This window comes from Pantoea sp. Ep11b, from assembly GCF_040783975.1.
GTDB lineage: Bacteria > Pseudomonadota > Gammaproteobacteria > Enterobacterales > Enterobacteriaceae > Pantoea.
In genome coordinates this window covers 1,366,660-1,383,959 of the sequence record NZ_CP160631.1, presented here as the reverse complement: position 1 = coordinate 1,383,959, position 17,300 = coordinate 1,366,660, and the positions used below count along the sequence as shown (strand labels likewise).

Annotated in this window: 18 protein-coding genes and 1 other annotated feature; of the genes, 5 read left to right on the top strand and 13 right to left on the bottom strand. The window is 58.7% G+C overall.

The window, feature by feature from the left end; genetic code table 11:
- Nucleotides 1–23: 23 nt before the first annotated feature.
- Together ushA and AB1748_RS06425 are read right to left on the bottom strand one after the other, a co-directional pair.
- Nucleotides 24–1,790: a bifunctional UDP-sugar hydrolase/5'-nucleotidase UshA gene (ushA, locus tag AB1748_RS06430; protein WP_367396144.1), complete on the bottom strand. Its 1,767-nt coding sequence runs from the start codon at nucleotides 1,788–1,790 to the stop codon at nucleotides 24–26.
- A gap of 198 nt (nucleotides 1,791–1,988) precedes the next feature.
- The gene (locus AB1748_RS06425) at nucleotides 1,989–2,201 is read right to left on the bottom strand and encodes a hypothetical protein (protein WP_367396143.1); all 213 of its coding nucleotides are present in this window, start codon (nucleotides 2,199–2,201) and stop codon (nucleotides 1,989–1,991) included.
- 117 nt (nucleotides 2,202–2,318) lie between these two features.
- Here AB1748_RS06425 and ybaL point away from each other — a divergent pair, with 117 nt between their 5' ends.
- Entirely contained in the window at nucleotides 2,319–4,013 is a 1,695-nt protein-coding gene (gene ybaL / locus AB1748_RS06420; RefSeq protein WP_111140319.1) for a YbaL family putative K(+) efflux transporter, read from the top strand.
- A 92-nt stretch (nucleotides 4,014–4,105) separates the two neighbouring features.
- Here the strand turns inward: ybaL and AB1748_RS06415 are convergent, their stop codons facing one another.
- From AB1748_RS06415 to AB1748_RS06400, 4 genes are all read right to left on the bottom strand, one after another.
- Nucleotides 4,106–5,407 (bottom strand): inosine/guanosine kinase, encoded by a 1,302-nt coding sequence (locus AB1748_RS06415; RefSeq protein ID WP_111140318.1) that lies wholly within the window; start codon nucleotides 5,405–5,407, stop codon nucleotides 4,106–4,108.
- A 57-nt stretch (nucleotides 5,408–5,464) separates the two neighbouring features.
- Nucleotides 5,465–6,424 carry a ferrochelatase gene (hemH, locus tag AB1748_RS06410; protein ID WP_111140317.1) on the bottom strand — a complete coding sequence of 320 codons (960 nt, stop codon included), beginning with the start codon at nucleotides 6,422–6,424 and terminating at the stop codon, nucleotides 5,465–5,467.
- Between the two features lie 113 nt (nucleotides 6,425–6,537).
- On the bottom strand, nucleotides 6,538–7,182 hold the full coding sequence (gene adk / locus AB1748_RS06405; protein ID WP_111140316.1) for an adenylate kinase: 645 nt from the start codon (nucleotides 7,180–7,182) through the stop codon (nucleotides 6,538–6,540).
- 114 nt (nucleotides 7,183–7,296) lie between these two features.
- Nucleotides 7,297–8,172, bottom strand: a complete 876-nt coding sequence (locus AB1748_RS06400) for a DUF6024 family protein (RefSeq protein WP_293770829.1) — start codon at nucleotides 8,170–8,172, stop codon at nucleotides 7,297–7,299.
- 187 nt (nucleotides 8,173–8,359) lie between these two features.
- Between AB1748_RS06400 and AB1748_RS06395 the strand changes: the two genes are divergently transcribed.
- Nucleotides 8,360–9,229: a LysR substrate-binding domain-containing protein gene (locus AB1748_RS06395; RefSeq protein ID WP_111140314.1), complete on the top strand. Its 870-nt coding sequence runs from the start codon at nucleotides 8,360–8,362 to the stop codon at nucleotides 9,227–9,229.
- Nucleotides 9,230–9,261: 32 nt separating this feature from the next.
- On the opposite strand, the gene htpG is transcribed toward AB1748_RS06395, so the two are convergent.
- The 6 genes from htpG to AB1748_RS06365 form a co-directional block, all read right to left on the bottom strand.
- Complete coding sequence (gene htpG / locus AB1748_RS06390; RefSeq protein WP_111140313.1) at nucleotides 9,262–11,136, bottom strand: molecular chaperone HtpG; 1,875 nt, start codon at nucleotides 11,134–11,136, stop codon at nucleotides 9,262–9,264.
- Between the two features lie 97 nt (nucleotides 11,137–11,233).
- Nucleotides 11,234–11,839, bottom strand: coding sequence for a recombination mediator RecR (gene recR / locus AB1748_RS06385; protein WP_111140312.1), 606 nt, complete (start codon nucleotides 11,837–11,839; stop codon nucleotides 11,234–11,236).
- The gene (locus AB1748_RS06380) at nucleotides 11,839–12,171 is read right to left on the bottom strand and encodes a YbaB/EbfC family nucleoid-associated protein (protein WP_111140311.1); all 333 of its coding nucleotides are present in this window, start codon (nucleotides 12,169–12,171) and stop codon (nucleotides 11,839–11,841) included. Before AB1748_RS06380 ends, recR begins: the two co-directional genes overlap by 1 nt.
- Before the next feature lie 55 nt (nucleotides 12,172–12,226).
- The gene (gene dnaX, locus AB1748_RS06375) at nucleotides 12,227–14,305 is read right to left on the bottom strand and encodes a DNA polymerase III subunit gamma/tau (protein WP_293770834.1); all 2,079 of its coding nucleotides are present in this window, start codon (nucleotides 14,303–14,305) and stop codon (nucleotides 12,227–12,229) included.
- Nucleotides 12,824–12,885: a sequence feature (DnaX frameshifting element), on the bottom strand. It overlaps the preceding gene by 62 nt.
- Nucleotides 14,306–14,461: 156 nt before the next feature.
- Entirely contained in the window at nucleotides 14,462–15,013 is a 552-nt protein-coding gene (gene apt, locus AB1748_RS06370; RefSeq protein ID WP_111140326.1) for an adenine phosphoribosyltransferase, read from the bottom strand.
- A gap of 144 nt (nucleotides 15,014–15,157) precedes the next feature.
- Entirely contained in the window at nucleotides 15,158–15,547 is a 390-nt protein-coding gene (locus AB1748_RS06365; RefSeq protein ID WP_111140325.1) for a DUF454 family protein, read from the bottom strand.
- A gap of 57 nt (nucleotides 15,548–15,604) precedes the next feature.
- Between AB1748_RS06365 and priC the strand changes: the two genes are divergently transcribed.
- The 3 genes from priC to rsmS are packed head-to-tail and all read left to right on the top strand — an operon-like array spanning nucleotide 15,605 to nucleotide 16,599.
- Nucleotides 15,605–16,135 (top strand): primosomal replication protein PriC, encoded by a 531-nt coding sequence (gene priC, locus AB1748_RS06360; protein WP_367396142.1) that lies wholly within the window; start codon nucleotides 15,605–15,607, stop codon nucleotides 16,133–16,135.
- A 57-nt stretch (nucleotides 16,136–16,192) separates the two neighbouring features.
- Nucleotides 16,193–16,438, top strand: a complete 246-nt coding sequence (locus AB1748_RS06355; protein WP_111140308.1) for a GlsB/YeaQ/YmgE family stress response membrane protein — start codon at nucleotides 16,193–16,195, stop codon at nucleotides 16,436–16,438.
- Nucleotides 16,439–16,446: 8 nt separating this feature from the next.
- Nucleotides 16,447–16,599 carry a pleiotropic regulatory protein RsmS gene (gene rsmS, locus AB1748_RS06350; protein ID WP_111140307.1) on the top strand — a complete coding sequence of 51 codons (153 nt, stop codon included), beginning with the start codon at nucleotides 16,447–16,449 and terminating at the stop codon, nucleotides 16,597–16,599.
- On the opposite strand, the gene acrR is transcribed toward rsmS, so the two are convergent.
- Complete coding sequence (acrR, locus tag AB1748_RS06345; protein ID WP_111140306.1) at nucleotides 16,596–17,234, bottom strand: multidrug efflux transporter transcriptional repressor AcrR; 639 nt, start codon at nucleotides 17,232–17,234, stop codon at nucleotides 16,596–16,598. The two genes, rsmS and acrR, sit on opposite strands and share 4 nt — an antisense overlap.
- Between the last annotated feature and the right edge of the window lie 66 nt (nucleotides 17,235–17,300).

The window sequence follows — 17,300 nt, the reverse complement described above, 5'->3', positions numbered from 1 at the left end:
GGCGCAGGCGCCTCCCGGTGCGTTCAGTGCGAGGCGGCCGTTTCATTTCCCCACGGCCAGATCCACGCCAGAATCATTTTTGGATAGTTACGCTTACGCGCTTTTTCCGCCGCTTCATCCCTGGCCCGGATCTGTTCATCGGTCAGATGAACGATCTCTCCCCTGGGCTGATAGTCACTGGCTTTCACCGGCGAATGCGTCCTGATCCAGTCACGCAGGACCTGCGCATCGACGGCGCCGGTGTTGAGATAACCGGCATGATCGTCCAGTCGCGGATAGCCATCACCGCCCGCCGCATTGAAGCTGTTCGTCGCCATGCGATAGTGCTGCGCGTCGTCAATCGGCTTACCGTTAATTGTGACGTTGCTGACCCCTTTTCCATCGGCGGTCAGGCCGACGCCGGCAAACTGCGCATAACCGCCTGAGTCAGGCTGAATGTTCGCGACCACCGCCAGATAGCGTTTAATTTCCGCACCGGTGAGGCTGACCGACACCACCTGATTACCAAACGGCTGAACCTGCAGCAGATCGCGCCAGTTCAGCTTGCCCGACCTCAGCGAGGTGCGAATACCTCCGCCACTCATCACCCCGAAATCGGCTTTGGTGTGTGCCATCTGCGCCCGCAGGATCAGCTGGCCCAGACTGGTCTGCTGGAAGCGGACCTGCTCTTTTTCACCGCTGAAGCTGCCATCGGCGCTGCCGACGCTCTCGGTTAACTTCGCCTCGGCCCGTTTCTGGAACGGCATCAGCAGCTTCATCATGGCGGTATTCTTTGGGATCTCCTCCTGCCAGTTGAGCCAGGTTTCGCTGCCATCCGCATTCTTCACCGGATGCTTAAGGTTGACCGGCACCAGCTGATACGCCTCCAGCGTCACCTCACCGTTGCGGAACGTGAAATCGCCCCGTCCGACATATTTGCCCCACTTGTCGGCCTGCATGATCCAGATCCCGTTCTGCTTATCAGGCTGACACGGCTGGCCGGGCTGATAATTTTTTACGCTGACGTTCTCTTTTTCCATGCAGACCGCGTCATGTGAATGTCCGCCGACAATCAGATCGATCGTGCCGGCTGGCAGGCTGCGCGCCAGGGTAACATCATCAATACCGTTGCTGCCGTGCTGGCCATTGTCATAGTGGCCAAGATGGGTCAGCGCGACAATCACGTCTGGCTTCTCCGTCGCACGCAGCTGCTTCACCGCCTTCACCGCTTCGGCGACAGGATCGCGGAACTCGGTATCTTTAAGGCCCGCAGGATTGGCAAGTTTTGCGGTGTCCGGCGTGATCAGCCCGACAACCGCAATTTTCAGTCCGAGACGGTTGAAAACGGCCCACGGCTTAAACAGACGCTGGCCGCTGCTTTTCTGATAAACGTTGGCGGCCAGCAGCGGGAAGCGCGCCCACTTCTCCTGCTTGCGCAGAACCGCAATCGGTTTGTCGAACTCATGATTGCCCAGCGTCATGGCATCGTAGCCAATCAGGTTCATGGCGCGGAAATCGGGTTCGGCATCCAGCTCGTCAGATTCCGGCACGCCCGTGTTCACATCACCGGCAGAGAGGATCAGTGCGCCCCCGCCTCTGGCCTGCACATCGTAGCGCAGCGTATCCATCAGGGTTTTCTGCGCCGCGAGGCCATACTCGCCCTGCTCGTTAAACCAGAAATGTCCGTGCTCATCGTTAGTGTGCAGCAGGCTGAAGCGATAGGTGCGGTCGGCCACGGCGGCCTGTGACAACAGCGGCATCAGAGCCATCAGTAATGCCGCACCCGCCCCTGTCCATTTCGATAACAACACTGTGATTCTCCTTAATGACCGTCTGGCCCGATTTTCTGCCTCTTTGCCCCACTGTGTCGCACATTCCCCCGGTGAACTCAAGGCCAACTCGCATTTGCGCTGCAGGAGAGGCGCCGCTTTTCATCGCTGGCCCGTTTTTTCTGCGTCTGGCCCTGTAAGTCAGGCCATTTTTCTCTGCGCCCGTTTCTGTAACGACTATCAGGGCGGGCTGGCATTTCTGATGTTAATCGTTTGTTTACGCCAGTAAAACGGCGGCTCACCCGCTTTATCCTTACGGCTGACGCATTTTCTGCTTAAACCGACCATCGGCAGGGAGTTTAACGGGGATAATTTTTGTTTGTCTGGGCCGGTTGAAACCGTCAAATCGGCCATCATTATGGATAATGCGCTAAAATGCCCTTTCAATTGCATATATCACTTTTTTTACGATTTTTTGCAGCTATTCCCGCAAATTAAACAGCGAAGGAATTGATTTTGCATTAAACTCGTTTGTTACAAGCGGATACATTTGCATACAAGGAGACAGGCATGCATCACACCACACCGTTGATCACCACCATTGTCGGGGCACTGGTTCTGGCGTTTCTCCTTGGGATGCTGGCGAATCGCCTGCGTATTTCGCCGCTGGTCGGCTACCTGATAGCGGGCGTACTGGCGGGGCCCTTTACCCCCGGCTTTGTCGCCGATACCAATCTGGCCCCTGAACTGGCAGAACTGGGCGTTATCCTGCTGATGTTCGGCGTCGGTCTGCACTTCTCGATGAAAGATCTGATGTCGGTAAAGTCGATCGCCATTCCCGGTGCCATTGCACAGATTGCGGTCGCGACGTTACTGGGAATGGGCCTGTCATGGACGCTGGGCTGGTCGTGGATGACCGGCCTGGTATTTGGTCTCTGTCTCTCCACCGCCAGTACCGTGGTATTGCTGCGCGCGTTAGAGGAGCGGCAGCTGATCGACAGCCAGCGCGGGCAGATTGCGATTGGCTGGCTGATTGTTGAAGATCTGGTGATGGTGCTGACGCTGGTGCTGCTGCCGGCGATTGCCGGCATGATGGAACAGGGCAACGCCAGCGCCGGACTGCTGGCCTGGGATCTGCTGTGGACCATCGGGAAAGTGGCGGCCTTTATGGTGCTGATGATGGTGGTGGGACGCCGTGCAGTGCCCTGGATCCTCGCCCGCAGCGCCGCCACCGGTTCGCGTGAGCTGTTTACGCTGGCGGTGCTGGCCCTGGCACTGGGCATCGCGTTCGGAGCGGTGGAGTTCTTCGATGTCTCCTTTGCGCTGGGCGCGTTCTTCGCCGGTATGGTGCTGAACGAGTCAGAGCTGAGCCATCGCGCCGCGCGCGACACCCTGCCCCTGCGCGACGCCTTTGCCGTGCTCTTCTTCGTTTCGGTCGGCATGCTGTTCGACCCGGCGATCCTGGTGACGCAGCCGCTGGCCGTGCTGGGCGCGCTGGTGATTATTGTGGTCGGTAAGTCAGTCGCCGCCTGGCTGCTGGTGTCGCTGCTCGGCCATTCACGCCGTACCGCCCTGACCATCTCGGTCAGCCTGGCACAGATTGGTGAGTTCGCCTTTATCCTGGCCGGTCTGGGTATCTCGCTGGGGCTGCTGAGCGATGAGGGGCGCAACCTGGTGCTGGCCGCCGCCATCCTGTCAATTATGCTTAACCCGATCCTGTTTACCCTGCTGGAGCGTTTCCTGGCGAAAACGGAGAGCATGGAGGAGCAGACCCTGGAAGAGGCGATCGAAGAGGAGAAACAGATCCCGGTCGACTTCTGCAATCACGCCGTGATCGTGGGGTATGGCCGGGTGGGCAGCCTGATTGGTCAGAAACTGCTGGAGGCAAATGTCCCGCTGGTGGTGGTGGAAAATTCCCGCACCCGGGTCGAAGCCCTGCGCGAACGGGGTATCCGGGCGGTTCTGGGTAATGCCGCACGCGCGGAGACGATGGAGCTGGCACGGCTCGACTGCGCACGCTGGCTGCTGCTGACGATCCCGAATGGCTACGAAGCGGGTGAAGTGGTCACCGCCGCACGGGAAAAACATCCCGATATTGAGATTATCGCCCGGGCGCACTATGACGACGAGGTAGAGTACATCATGGAACGGGGCGCGACCCGCGTGGTGATGGGTGAGCGTGAGATTGCCAGCAGTATGCTGCAGATCCTGCAGGATGAGATGACACAGGGTGAAGATTTACAGCCCTGCGATGTGGTGCGCTGATCCCTGTTCAGTAAAACCTGGCAGGCTCCTGATGGTTTCCTCTGAGGCCCTTCTGTTGAGAAGGGCCTTTTTTATCGCCCCAAGGCCCGGCGTTACCGATCCCAGTAAGACTCTTCGAGGCTGTCTTCCCGCTCCGGCAGGCCGCGGGTTAAACGCGGCGAGTGCTGGTTCAGCACCTGATAGCTGACGCGATTGGCATACTTGCAGACCTGCGCCAGCGACGAGTAGGTCAGATAAGGACGGGCATGTTTGCTGGAGTTAGGCACGTTGAGGCTGTGATAGTTATTGGCAGTGATGTCATGCAGTAACGCTGCCAGCGCACCATCGCCGGCACCGTTGGTGTTCATGATCTTTTCCGGCCCGCCCATGTAAGGCGCGATGTGCGAGAAAACGCGCAGCGGCTGCTGGCAATCCTGCTGGCGCATCACCCGGCTGAACTCATACTGGTTGAACTCCGCAATCGCGCCAGGCAGCAGCGGATGGTTGGTTTTGCGTTTGAACTCATCCTCGGTGTAGCCCGCCATATAGAGTCCGATGGGGCCCGCGGTGCAGAGCACCAGATCCACCCAGTCGAGCGCCATGTTGGACGCGAGCAGCGGATCGGCTTCGCCGGTCAGCGCCAGCGCCTCCTCTTCATTCATCGCCACGATGCTGACGTGCTCACGCAGGAAGTCGCGCCAGAACTGAGGATTGTCAGCGATAACATGTTTAGTGCCCAGCGTCAGAACGACCGGCACGTTGTGGCGTTTGGCGTACTCGATCGCCTTCAGCGTCGCCTGCGGCATCGGTTCCCCTTCGGCGCAGCGCACCAGGTAAGAGGTCAGCACCAGCGCAGAGGCACCGGCGATCACCGCTTCCGGCACGTTATCCGGATGCAGCTGATTCATCTGGCCGGGGCTGATTGCAAAGGTTCGCTCGCCATGTTCGCCAATCAGCGTAAAGCAGCGGCCAATGGCGCCATCGACACCCTGCAGATAGTTAAGATCGACCCGGCTGGAGGTGTTGCAGAGGTAGCGATAGGCGTAACCACCGATCTGGATGTTGTTGCACATCACGCCCAGCAGTACCGAGCGGTCATCGGCCAGCACCGAGAAGTTGTGCAGCGTGTTACCGATGGTGCCACCGGCAAACTGATGGGTAATCAGCGCGTCGCGCATCAGCTCACTGTACAACGCTTCCGCGACATCATTATCGATAACCAGCGAGTGCCCGGCGCTCAGGCCATAACGGGCGAGAAAAGCGTCATCGACTTTAGCTTCAATATCGACCAGCGTCTGATCGATACCCACCACCCAACTGCCCGCATCAACGTCATGCTGAATAGGCTGTAACAGGGGGTCGCGTGCGCTGACAGGAAAGTAATGTTTGGATTTGCGTTTGCCGGGAAATTTCATCGGGAGGTGCCGTCTGGAAAACAGGCGGAGAATGATACCACACTCTCCGCCCTGGCTTTAACGGCGAGCGTTAACCAGTTGTTCCATCATGTCGATATGCGCCTCATCGGCGTTCAGCGCAGGGATATACTCAAACTTCTCGCCCCCGGCGTGCATGAAGATTTCGCAGTTTTCACCGCTGATCTCTTCCAGCGTCTCCAGGCAGTCGGAGGAGAAGCCCGGACTCATCACCTGCACATGCTTTATCCCTTTACCCGGCAGACTCTCCATGGTTTTGTCGGTATAAGGCATCAGCCAGGGCTCACGGCCAAAGCGCGACTGGAAAGTCATCATATATTGATCGTCGCGCAGGCCCAGTGCTTTCACCAGGGCCGCCGTCGTATCGGCGCAGCGCTGCGGATAGTCATCGCCTTCGTTGGCAAACCGCTGTGGAATGCCGTGGAACGACAGAACCAGCAGGTCGGGCTGACCATGCTTTTCAAAGGATCGCTCTACCGTCGCTTTCAGCGCAGCGATATAGGCCGGATGTTCGGCGTAGTCACGGATGAACTGCACGTCGGGCAGCGAACGGTAGCCTCTGAAGACCGTTGTCAGACCATCCCACACGGCCGCCACAGTAGAGCAGGAGAATTGCGGATAGAGCGGCAGCACGATCAGGCGGGTAACCCCCTGCGCCATCAGCTTATCGACCGCGCTTTTCAGGCTCGGATTACCGTAGCTCATGCCCAGTTCGACGGGCATATCGACACGCGCCGCCAGGGCATCGCGCTGACGCTGGCTGTAGACCAGCAGCGGGGAGCCACCTTCCATCCAGACTGAAGCGTAGAGCTTCGACACGCGCGGCGAGCGAAACGGCAGAATCACAGCATTGAGCACCGGCCACCAGAGCCAGCGGGGCGCATCGACTACGCGCGGATCGCTTAAAAACTGTTTGAGATAACGTTTAACTGCAGGTGTGGTTGGGGCGTCTGGTGTACCTAAATTAACCAGTAACACGCCGGGCTTATCTTGCCTCATTTGAGTTCCTTGATGACTACGGGGATGCGTGAAAACAGGGAAATTGTAGCGGAATTAGTGGGAGGTAAAAGCAATTACTGCAAAAGGGGCCGGTAATCCCGGCCCCACTGCGCTTAGCCGAGGATCTTAGCCAGTTCGGCACTCACTTCGGTCACTTTACGGGTGCCGTCGATTTTGTGATAGGCGGTGTTGCCCGCTTCCGCTTCTTTGCTGTAGTAAGCAATCAGCGGCGCGGTCATCTGATGGTACTCCACCAGGCGTTTGCGCACGGTCTCTTCCTGATCGTCTTTACGGGTGGTCAGCTCTTCGCCGGTCACGTCATCTTTGCCTTCCACTTTCGGTGGATTAAAGGTGACGTGATAGACGCGGCCAGATGGCGTGTGAACGCGACGGCCCACGATACGCTCAACGATCAGTTCATCCGGAACAGCGAACTCCAGAACGTGATCAACGGTGATCCCGGCTTCTTTCATTGCATCCGCCTGAGGAATGGTGCGTGGGAAACCGTCCAGCAGGAAACCATTTTTGCAGTCTTCCTGGGTGATACGCTCTTTCACCAGCGCAATCACCAGCTCATCGGTCACCAGTTTGCCAGCATCCATAATGGCTTTCGCCTGGTTGCCCAGCTCGCTGCCTGCTTTTACCGCTGCACGCAACATGTCGCCGGTGGAGATTTGCGGAATGCCATACTTCTCCATGATGAATTGGGCCTGAGTCCCCTTACCTGCGCCCGGAGCTCCGAGCAGAATAATACGCATTGCGTAAATCCCCTTGCGAATCGCATTGATCTATCTTCGAAGCCGAAGAACATACCATTATGACCCGCGCATCACAAGGAAGCGCGCGGATTGCACCGGGCAATCTCACGGGATTCAGTGTCCTGAAGCGGGCCCGCCGGGCCTGCCTGCCATTTTTTCAGATTTACCGCCTGCACCGAGCAGGAACTGCAGCCGCCGGCTCAGCTGGTGCGTCATATTTACGCTTTTTTTACCGCTGCCGCGCACGTTCGCATTGAGTTGCAGCCGGGAGTGCTGTGGCCATTTCACTACATCGTCAGCGTCTGACAGCGTCGAAATCAGGGCAGGCGGCACGTTAAAGCTGGCAAAGGGCAGGCCGGGCTGATGACAGGAGTTCAGCGGCAGCGGGCTGGAGAGGGAGAGCGCATCGACGGTCGCGGCGTTGTAAGGCCGCCACTGCGGGTCGCGGAGGCGGCGAAGGGCGTCCTGGGTCGCGGTCAGGGTCAGTCCCTGTTCAAACAGGCGTAGTTCGCTGCGCACCAGGGTGCTGAAGTCGTGGGTGCGTAACGCCACCAGCACCAGATCGCTGCAGATCTCGGCGTGGCGATCCAGTCGGGTGACAAACAGATGCGCCTCATCGATCAGCTTCTGATGCAGCACGCTGGCGAAACTCTCGCTCGCCTCCGTCACCCCCTGATTCTGGCAGTCGCGCAGCGGACGCACCCGCCCGTTGGGCAGTTCAACATGCGGCACCAGCATAATGCTGCCCGCAATCAGCGGCACTGCGGGCAACGTCGTCAGTTCGGTTATCGGATAGCGCGAGGCGTAACGCTGCTGGTTGCGCGCCTGCTCCTGACGCAGAAACAGCTGAGAAAGCAGGACTTTCGCCACATGCAGCGAAGGGGCAAAGAAGAGATCGAACTGCTCCAGACTGTAAAAGCGTGAAAGCGCCAGACGTAACCGATGGCGCGCCTCTGCTGACGTTTCAGAGGGTGAAGAACCGTGTGCCATGGCTGTCTCGCTTTGGTCAGTGTGCGGCGTGAGCGCAGGTTAAGCGAGGCGGAATATCCGTGAAAAATCACAGATATAAGGCTGAGTCAACCCGCCAGAATTTGCCCTGTAGAGTAGGTCAATGCGGCTGGACTTTAAAATGATATAAACTGACAATCCCTGTTAGTTTTTTGCACAGGGGATAAGGATGAACGGTTTGCCGCCACTGAGGGCGCTGCACTATTTTCATCAGGCGGCCTTACACTGCAGTTTTAGCGTGGCGGCTGTCCATCTGCATGTCACACACAGCGCCATCAGTCATCAGATCCGTCAGCTCGAAAGCTGGATGGGCAAGCCGCTGTTTGTACGCAGTAATGGCCGCGTCAGGCTTACCTCACACGGCGATCGGCTGCTGCTGAGCTGTCAGCAGGCGTTCAGCGAACTGCGGACCAGCTGTGAGCACATCCGGACCGGCCTGCTGGAGCAGATCCGCATCTCCTGTCCCCCCAGCTTTTTATCGCAATGGCTGATCCCCCGTATCGCCACCTTTTATCAGCGCTATCCGGAGATCGACGTTCACTTTCAGCCGCTGGCAGAGGTTGCACAGCTGCACAGTGAACATGTGGATGTGCTGATCCTGAGCCAGAGTGAGCGCCCCGAAGCCGACATTGATGCGACCCTGATCAGCGAAGAGGAGATTGGCCCGCTCTGCGCCCCACACTTTGCCTCGCAGCTGCGGGCGAGCAGGGATCTGGCAACGATGCCCCTGCTGCATGCAGATACCCGGCGGCACGCCTGGTCGGAGTGGGCAGAAAGAACGGGAAGCACGGGACAGTTTACCGGGGGGCAGCATTTTGAGACGCTGACGCTGGGGATTCAGGCTGCGCGAAGTGGTCTCGGGATCCTGATGGCGCCGCGTCTGCTGGTGCGCCGGGAGCTGGAAGAGGGAACGCTGCTCGCCCCATTAGGTTTTGTGCGGGTGGAACGCGCCACCTGGATGATGACGAAGCAGAGCCGGCGTCACGACAGAGAGATCAGCCTGTTTCGCGCCTGGCTGCAGGATGCCGCGCAGCCATAAAAAAAGCCGGTGAATCTCACCGGCTTTTAGCGTTATGCCGTCAGCAGCTGGTTCATGCGACGGATAAACTGGTTAGGATCGTCCAGGGTGCCGCGCTCTGCCAGCAGCGCCTGATCGAGCAGCAGCTCGATCCACTCGCCGAAGCGTGCTTCATCCTGGGTATCCGCAACGCGTTTCACCAGCGGGTGATCCGGGTTGAGTTCAAACAGATATTTCACCTCCGGCACCTCCTGTCCGGCCGCCGCAAACAGCTTCGCCATCTGGGTGGTCATCTCGTTGGCATCGGTGGTCACGATGGCAGGCGTATCGGTCAGACGATGCGTCAGACGCACCTCTTTCACGCGCTCGCCCAGCAGGTTTTTCACCCGCTCAACAAACGGCTCCAGCGCCTTTTCTGCTTCTTTCTGCTCTTCGGTCTCTTCGTCCGCCAGCTTGCTGAGCGATTCGTCCGCCTTGCTGACTGACTGGAACGCTTTGCCGTCGAACTCGGTGAGGTAGCTCATCATCCATTCGTCGATGCGATCGGAGAGCAGCAGCACTTCGATGCCTTTTTTGCGGAACAGCTCCAGATGCGGGCTGCTCTTCGCGGCGGCATAGCTGTCAGCGGTGATATAGTAGATCTTCTCCTGACCTTCCACCATGCGGCTGACGTAATCTTCCAGGGAAATGGTCTGCGCCGCGCCGTCGCTCTGCGTGGTCGCAAAACGCAGCAGCTTCGCAATCGCTTCCTGATTGGCGTGATCTTCTGCCGGGCCCTCTTTCAGCACCAGACCAAACTCTTTCCAGAAGGTCTGATATTTTTCGCTGTCATCTTTCGCCAGTTTTTCCAGCATCTGCAGGGTGCGCTTAGTCAGCGCGCCGCGCAGGCTCTGGGTCACCCGGCTGTCCTGCAGGATTTCACGGGAGACGTTCAGCGGCAGATCGTTGGAGTCAATCAGGCCACGCACGAAGCGCAGGTAGTTCGGCATAAACTGCTCGGCGTCATCCATGATAAAGACGCGCTGAACATAGAGCTTCAGGCCATGTTTATGATCGCGGTTCCACATATCGAACGGGGCACGCGCCGGAATGTAGAGCAGGCTGGTGTACTCCTGCTTGCCTTCCACCCGGTTGTGGCTCCAGGCGACCGGATCGCTGAAGTCGTGGGCGATATGCTTGTAGAACTCGTTGTACTCTTCGTCGCTGATGTCAGATTTATTGCGGGTCCACAGCGCCTGGGCTTTGTTGATTTTTTCCCAGTGCGTGCCCTCGCCCTCTTCATCTTTAGCTTCGATCTCCACCGGCAGCGCGATGTGATCGGAGTATTTGCTGATGATGTTGCGGACGCGCCAGATATCCAGGAACTCATCTTCGCCTTCGCGCAGATGCAGGGTGATCTCGGTACCGCGATCGGCCTTCTCGATCTCAGCCAGGGTATATTCGCCCTCGCCCGCCGACTCCCAGAATACCGCTTCATGCGCTGCTGCGCCCGCGGCACGGGTGCGCACGGTGACTTTGTCCGCCACGATAAAGGCAGAGTAGAAACCTACACCGAACTGACCGATCAGCTGGCTGTCTTTAGCCTGATCGGAGCCCAGGGATTCAAGGAAAGATTTAGTGCCCGATTTGGCGATAGTCCCGAGGTTCTCAATGACCTCGTCGCGACGCATACCGATACCGTTGTCGCTGAGCGTCAGGGTACGGTTGTCCTTATCAACAGAGAGACGAACGCGCAGCTCGCCATCACCTTCATAGAGGCTGGAGTCTGACAGCGCGCGGAAGCGCAGCTTGTCTGCCGCATCCGAGGCGTTGGAGATCAGCTCACGCAGGAAAATCTCTTTGTTTGAATAGAGAGAATGGATCATCAGGTGCAGAAGTTGTTTTACTTCCGACTGAAAGCCACGGGTCTCTTGTCCTTTCATGGTCATTGCTACCTCAACAAAACAGGTTGAACAAACGTTGAGGTTGATGTGGGGATGACAGGGAGAATTTCAAGCCGGTGTCTGTCACAACACCGGCAAATGCTTAAAATCTGAACTTCTGGCGGCCCGCCAGTGAGTGGGATAGCGTGGTGCCGTCGACCATCTCCAGCTCACCGCCCACCGGCACGCCGTGCGCGATACGGCTGGCATCGACGCCATACTGGCCGCAAAGCTCCGCAATGTAGTTGGCGGTCGCCTCGCCTTCCACCGTCGGGTTGGTGGCGAGGATCACCTCCTGCAGCGGTTCGCTCTCCAGACGCTGCTCCAGACGGTCCAGACCGATATCGGCCGGACCGATGCCGTCGAGCGGCGAGAGGTGGCCCATCAGCACAAAGTAGCGTCCGCCAAACTGGCCGGTCTGCTCAATGGCGTGAATGTCCGCCGGACTTTCCACCACGCAGATCTGACCATTCTGCTGACGCCGTGGATTGGCGCAGATGGTGCAGATTTCCTGCTCGGTAAAGGTCCGGCAATCGGCGCAGTGACCAATCTCCGACATCGCCCGGGTCAGCGCCTGGGCCAGCCGCATGCCTCCGCTGCGATCGCGCTGCAGCAGCTGAAAAGCCATGCGCTGCGCCGACTTCGGCCCAACACCTGGCAGGCAGCGCAGCGACTCCATCAATGCTTCAAGCAGTGGGCTGGTTTGCATCAGAAGGGCATCTTAAAGCCTGGTGGCAGCTGCATGCCTGAGGAGACAGACGCCATTTTCTCTTTCTGGGTTTCATCAATGCGACGTGCCGCATCGTTGAACGCGGCCGCGATCAGATCTTCCAGCATATCTTTGTCATCTTCCAGAAGGCTCGGATCCACTTCCACGCGACGGCAGTTGTGCGCGCCGTTAATGGTCACTTTGACCAGGCCCGCACCCGATTCGCCGGTGACTTCGATTGCGGCGATCTCTTCCTGAGCTTTGGCCATTTTTTCCTGCATCTGCTGGGCCTGTTTCATCAGGTTGCCCAATCCGCCTTTACCACCAAACATAGTCTTCTCTCTCAGCTGAGGCTGCAGCGCTATCGTTGAGATAGCCGCAGCGTGTCTAAACAGGTCGGATACTCTCCTCATCCAGGTCAGCATCAAAAAAGCGCTGTAGCATCTGAATGTGGGTATCACAGGTGATCGACTGACGCGCCTGCGCCAGCTTCTCTTCGTAAATGGCCTGACGCCACTCCAGTGGCGTCAACACCGATGAATTATCGTCTTCAACTACCGAGAGTTCAACTCTCTGCCCGGCACGCTGACTCAGCGCCTCACTTAAGACCTGCTGCGCCGAGGGGGAGTTGAGGTGACGCTGACTGCTGCGCAGGTGCAGGCAGACGCCGGTTTCGGTGACCTCTTTCCAGGCATTCAGCGCCAGCTGCTGCACCAGTTTCGGCAGCGGCAGCGTGGGGATCTCTGCGGCCCACGGGTCGCGCGCCTGCGCCTCTTCCGCCAGTCGCGCCGCCAGCTCTGGGGTTTTCTCATGCTCCAGCGCAGAACGCAAGGCCTTTGGTGTCGCCACCGGCTCCGCCACTTCCACCGGCTGATTCACCGCTTTCCAGCGATAGGCCTCCTCTTTTACCGGGGCGGCCGGTTCGCGATCGCGGATACGCTGCTGGCTGCGCTCGGTGACCGAGGCCAGCCGCTCCAGCGCGGAGTTGGCCGGCCGCGCACCTGGCGCCGCCGGCTCACTCTTTTTTGGTTTGTTCGCTCCCTGACGCAACAACTGCGTGCGCGCCTGCAGGAGCTGACTGGTGGAACTGGAAAGTGCGGAATCGGAGGTTGTCTCGGGCGGCGGCGCGTCCGGTGGCGGTGCGCTGTGCGGCGCCGGATCGGGCGCGGCCATCTGCGGCTGAGCGGCGACCTGGCGCGGCGCGGGCTGAGGAGCGGCCTGCCGGGCCATCGGTGAGGCGGCCTGTGATGACGGCGTTGCGGCGCGCGCAGCCGGGGTCGATATTACCGGGGATGAGACGGTTTCGGCCGCCGCGCCAGGCGCAACGGGTGACATCTGCTGGGTCAGCGCAGGACGCGCAATGGGTTCCGCCACCGCCGCTTTGGGATGAAACGCCAGCGCCCGCAGCAGCGTCATCTCGACACCCATGCGGCGATCGGGCGCAATCGGCAGATCCTTGCGGCCCATCAGCAGGGTCTGATAGTAGAGCTGCAGATCGGCTGGCGGCACGACGCGCGCCAGCTCACGCAGGCGAATCGCATTGCTCTCATCGTCGTCGTTGAGCGAGGTCGGTAACAGTTGCACCATCGCAATCTGGTGCAGCAGACGCAGCATCTCGATCAGCAGCGCCTCCCACTCCACGCCGCGTGACGCGGCCTGACTCAGCAGATTCATCACCTGCTGACCGTCGCCGTCCACCAGCGCCTCAAGCAGCCCCAGCGGCTGTTCATCATCCAGGGTGCCGAGCATGACGCTGACAGTGCTGCTGGTCACTGCGCCCTGCCCCATGGCAATCGCCTGGTCGGTCAGGCTCAGCGCATCGCGCATACTGCCATCTGCGGCGCGGGCCAGCTGCTGCAGCGCCCGTGTTTCGCTTTCGATCTCTTCCTGCTTCAGGACATGCTCAAGCTGCTGACGAATCTGGTCAACATCAAGGGCTTTAAGGTGAAACTGCAGGCAGCGCGAAAGAATGGTGACCGGCAGCTTCTGCGGATCGGTGGTCGCCAGCAGGAATTTGACGTGCGCAGGCGGCTCTTCCAGCGTCTTTAACAGCGCATTGAAGCTGTGACGCGAGAGCATGTGCACTTCATCGATCAGATAGACTTTGAAGCGGCCGCGCGCCGGGGCGTACTGCACGTTGTCGAGCAGATCGCGGGTATCTTCAACTTTGGTGCGCGACGCGGCATCGATCTCGATCAGATCGACAAAGCGGCCCTGCTCGATTTCCCGGCAGTTATCACATACGCCACAGGGGGTGGCGGTGATGCCCGTTTCGCAGTTTAGGCCTTTGGCCAGCAGACGCGCAATGGTGGTCTTCCCGACGCCACGGGTGCCGGAGAAGAGATAAGCATGATGGATGCGTCCCAGAGACAATCCATTCGCCAGCGCCGTCAGTACATGTTCCTGACCGACAACATCAGCAAAAGCCTGGGGACGCCATTTTCGCGCAAGTACCTGATAGCTCATGTGGATTCGACGAAGTTGGATGGAAAGATGAGCGCAGACGCTCTGCAACCCCTGTATAAGATTGCAGTAGTCTATCAGCTACGCTTTTGGCTGGCACTCGTTATCTTGACGCCGGGGCGTGACGGCCTTGCCGGGTCGCAAGGCCGAAAGAGTGGCTTAGTGGCCGGGGAATTTGACCAGGCTGTAGCTCTCGACGCCCAGCGCCTCAAGACGGGATTCACCGGTCAGGTCGAACAGGTTAATGATGAAAGCCGCATCCTTGACTTCACCGCCTGCGCGACGAATCAGTTTAACGGTCGCTTCGATCGTTCCACCGGTCGCCAGCAGGTCATCCACCACCAGCACCACGTCGCCGGGCTGGATGGCATCTTTGTGCAGTTCCAGCGTGTCGGTGCCATATTCCAGCTCATAGGATTCGCTGTAGACTGCACGAGGCAGTTTACCTGGCTTACGCACCGGCACAAAACCCACACCGAGTCCTAATGCTACCGGGGCACCAAACAGGAAACCGCGCGCTTCGGTTCCCACGACTTTGGTGATGCCTTTATTACGGTAGCGCTCAACCAGCAGCGAAATCGACGTGGCATAGGCGTGAGGATCTTCCAGCAGGCTGGTGACATCGCGGAACAGGATGCCTGGCTTAGGATAATCGGGGATACTTTTGATGCTGTTTTCAATCAATTCAAGCTGCTGCGCAGTGTCGGTCATAATGATACGCCTGGTAAAAAATTCTGTTTCGCGCAGCTTCAAAAGCGCTAATACCTGATAAAAGGTTCAGCGGAAGTTGATTCACAGAGGGAAGCCACGCATGAAGACGCCCAAATCTAAGCAAATGACCGGCTAATTGCAACTTTATCGCGGCGGTTGCGGTGCGTCCGCTGCTTCTGCCACCACCGGAATACGCCACATAAACAGCAGCAGCGCCGCCAGCATGATAAGCAGCATAATGCGTACCCAGAACTGATGAACCAGAAACAGGGAGAGGCTGAAGGTCGCGACGATCAGGCAGACCGCGCGCACTTTGGCGCCCGGCGGCATCGCGCGATGCTGCTGCCAGTGGCGCAGATAGCGGCCAAAGGGCGATTTCCACAGCAGCCAGTGGTGAAAACGCGGCGATGACCGGGCAAAACACCAGGCGGCCAGCAGCATGAATGGCGTGGTCGGTAATAAAGGTAATACAATGCCCAGCGTTCCCAGCACAATCGCCAGCCAGCCGAGGGTCAATAACAGAATGCGTTGCATAAATGCTGCCCAGCTCACCTCTCATCTGCTTACGTTAACACAACGGAGCGTTACGCTATGAGTGCGATTGTCACCCAGGCGCGCCTGGCGCAGCTCCTGACCGCGCTGCGTCAGGAGATCGCCCGCCATCCCGATGGCGCCTGCCGTCAGCCGCGTTTTGATGCGCAGCTGTTCCGCACCCGGGGCACGCGGCTGGCGGACTACCTGCAGGAGGTGGAGGAGAATGTCGCCCGGCTGCGCGACAGCAGCCACGATCTGGCCCGCAGCGCCTGGCTGGCGGAACGGCTGGTCGATCAGATTGCCGCCCTGCAGCGTGAGGCGACGACCCAGCAGCTGCGCCTCCGACGCGAACAGCCGCTGCGGGAACCGCGCACCTCAAAATATCAGGAGTATCGCGAATTCGAGCGCCGTCTGCTGGCGATGATCGCCCAGCGTGAGGCGCGCCTGGCGGCGGCTGAAACGCTGGCGGTTCAGCAGCAGCTGAAACAGGACCTGGAGACGCTGGAGGGCCGGCTGGCCCGCTGCCGCCAGGCAATTCGCGCCGTTGAGTGGGCCGCCTCGCTGCGCGGCAGCGCCCGGGACGAATAAAGCGCAGCGTGACAAAAGCGCTTCTATACTGGGTGTAATTCTGCGTGGAGAAGAACGATGGGTTTAGTGACCTGGCTGATAGCGGGGCTGCTGCTGGGCTGGCTGAAACGGCGGCTGATGCCGGGACGGCCCGGCGGTCTGGTGGCGACCCTGACACTGTCGATGATCGGCGCGCTGCTGGGCGGCTATATCGCCACCTACTTTGACCTGGGCAGCCTGGCAACACTGCACGCGGGCGCACTGGGCATGGCGATACTTGGCGCCCTGCTGATGCTGCTGGTGGTGGCCCGATTACGTATTTAGGAGAAAAGATGTCCCTGGAAAATGCCCCTGATGACGTCAAACTGGCCGTTGATCTGATTCAGCTTCTGGAAGAGCATCAGCTGCCGGTGGAAACCGTGCTCTCCGCGCTGGCGATGGTACAGCGCGATTTCGAGAACAAGCGCGATCACCCGTCGGCTTAGTGACGGGCGGTCAGCGTCGGACTGAGACGCAGCATATCGATAAAGGCGTTGACCAGCGTGGGCGCGTCTGCGGCCAGATCAAAGCTCTCTGGCGCAAACAGCCAGCTCTCCATCATGCCGTTAACATAACCGCGCAGGATTAGCGCAGCCTGACGCGTACTGAGAGTGCCCGGCAGTTGTCCTGCTTCAATACACTGGCGCAGGACATCTTCAATTTTGTCATAGCACTCCAGCAGTAAACTTTGTTGCATACTCTTCAGCGTTGACATTTCACCTACAAATTCGCATTTGTGGAAAATGATCTCCATCAGAGCACGGCGCTGCGGATCCTTTGCTGTCGCATCAAAGATATAGACCAGCATTGCGCGCAACACGGAGAGTGGATCCCCCGGGTATTTTGTCTGATACTCAAGTTCCACATCGTCCAGACCAGCATCACAACGAAGCCATATTTCGTGTAATACATCGGCTTTATTTTTAAAGTGCCAGTAAATTGCGCCTCGCGTGACGCTGGCCGCGGTTGCAATATCGGCCAGAGAAGTGGCTGAGACGCCCTGCTGTGAAAACAGAATGATGGCCGCATCGAGAATTTGATGCCGCGTTTCAAGTGCTTGCGCTTTGGTTTTTCGTGCCATAGGGGGCTTTTTTTACAAACAGGTAAGTTTACATACATTTGTGAATGTATGTACCATAGCATGACC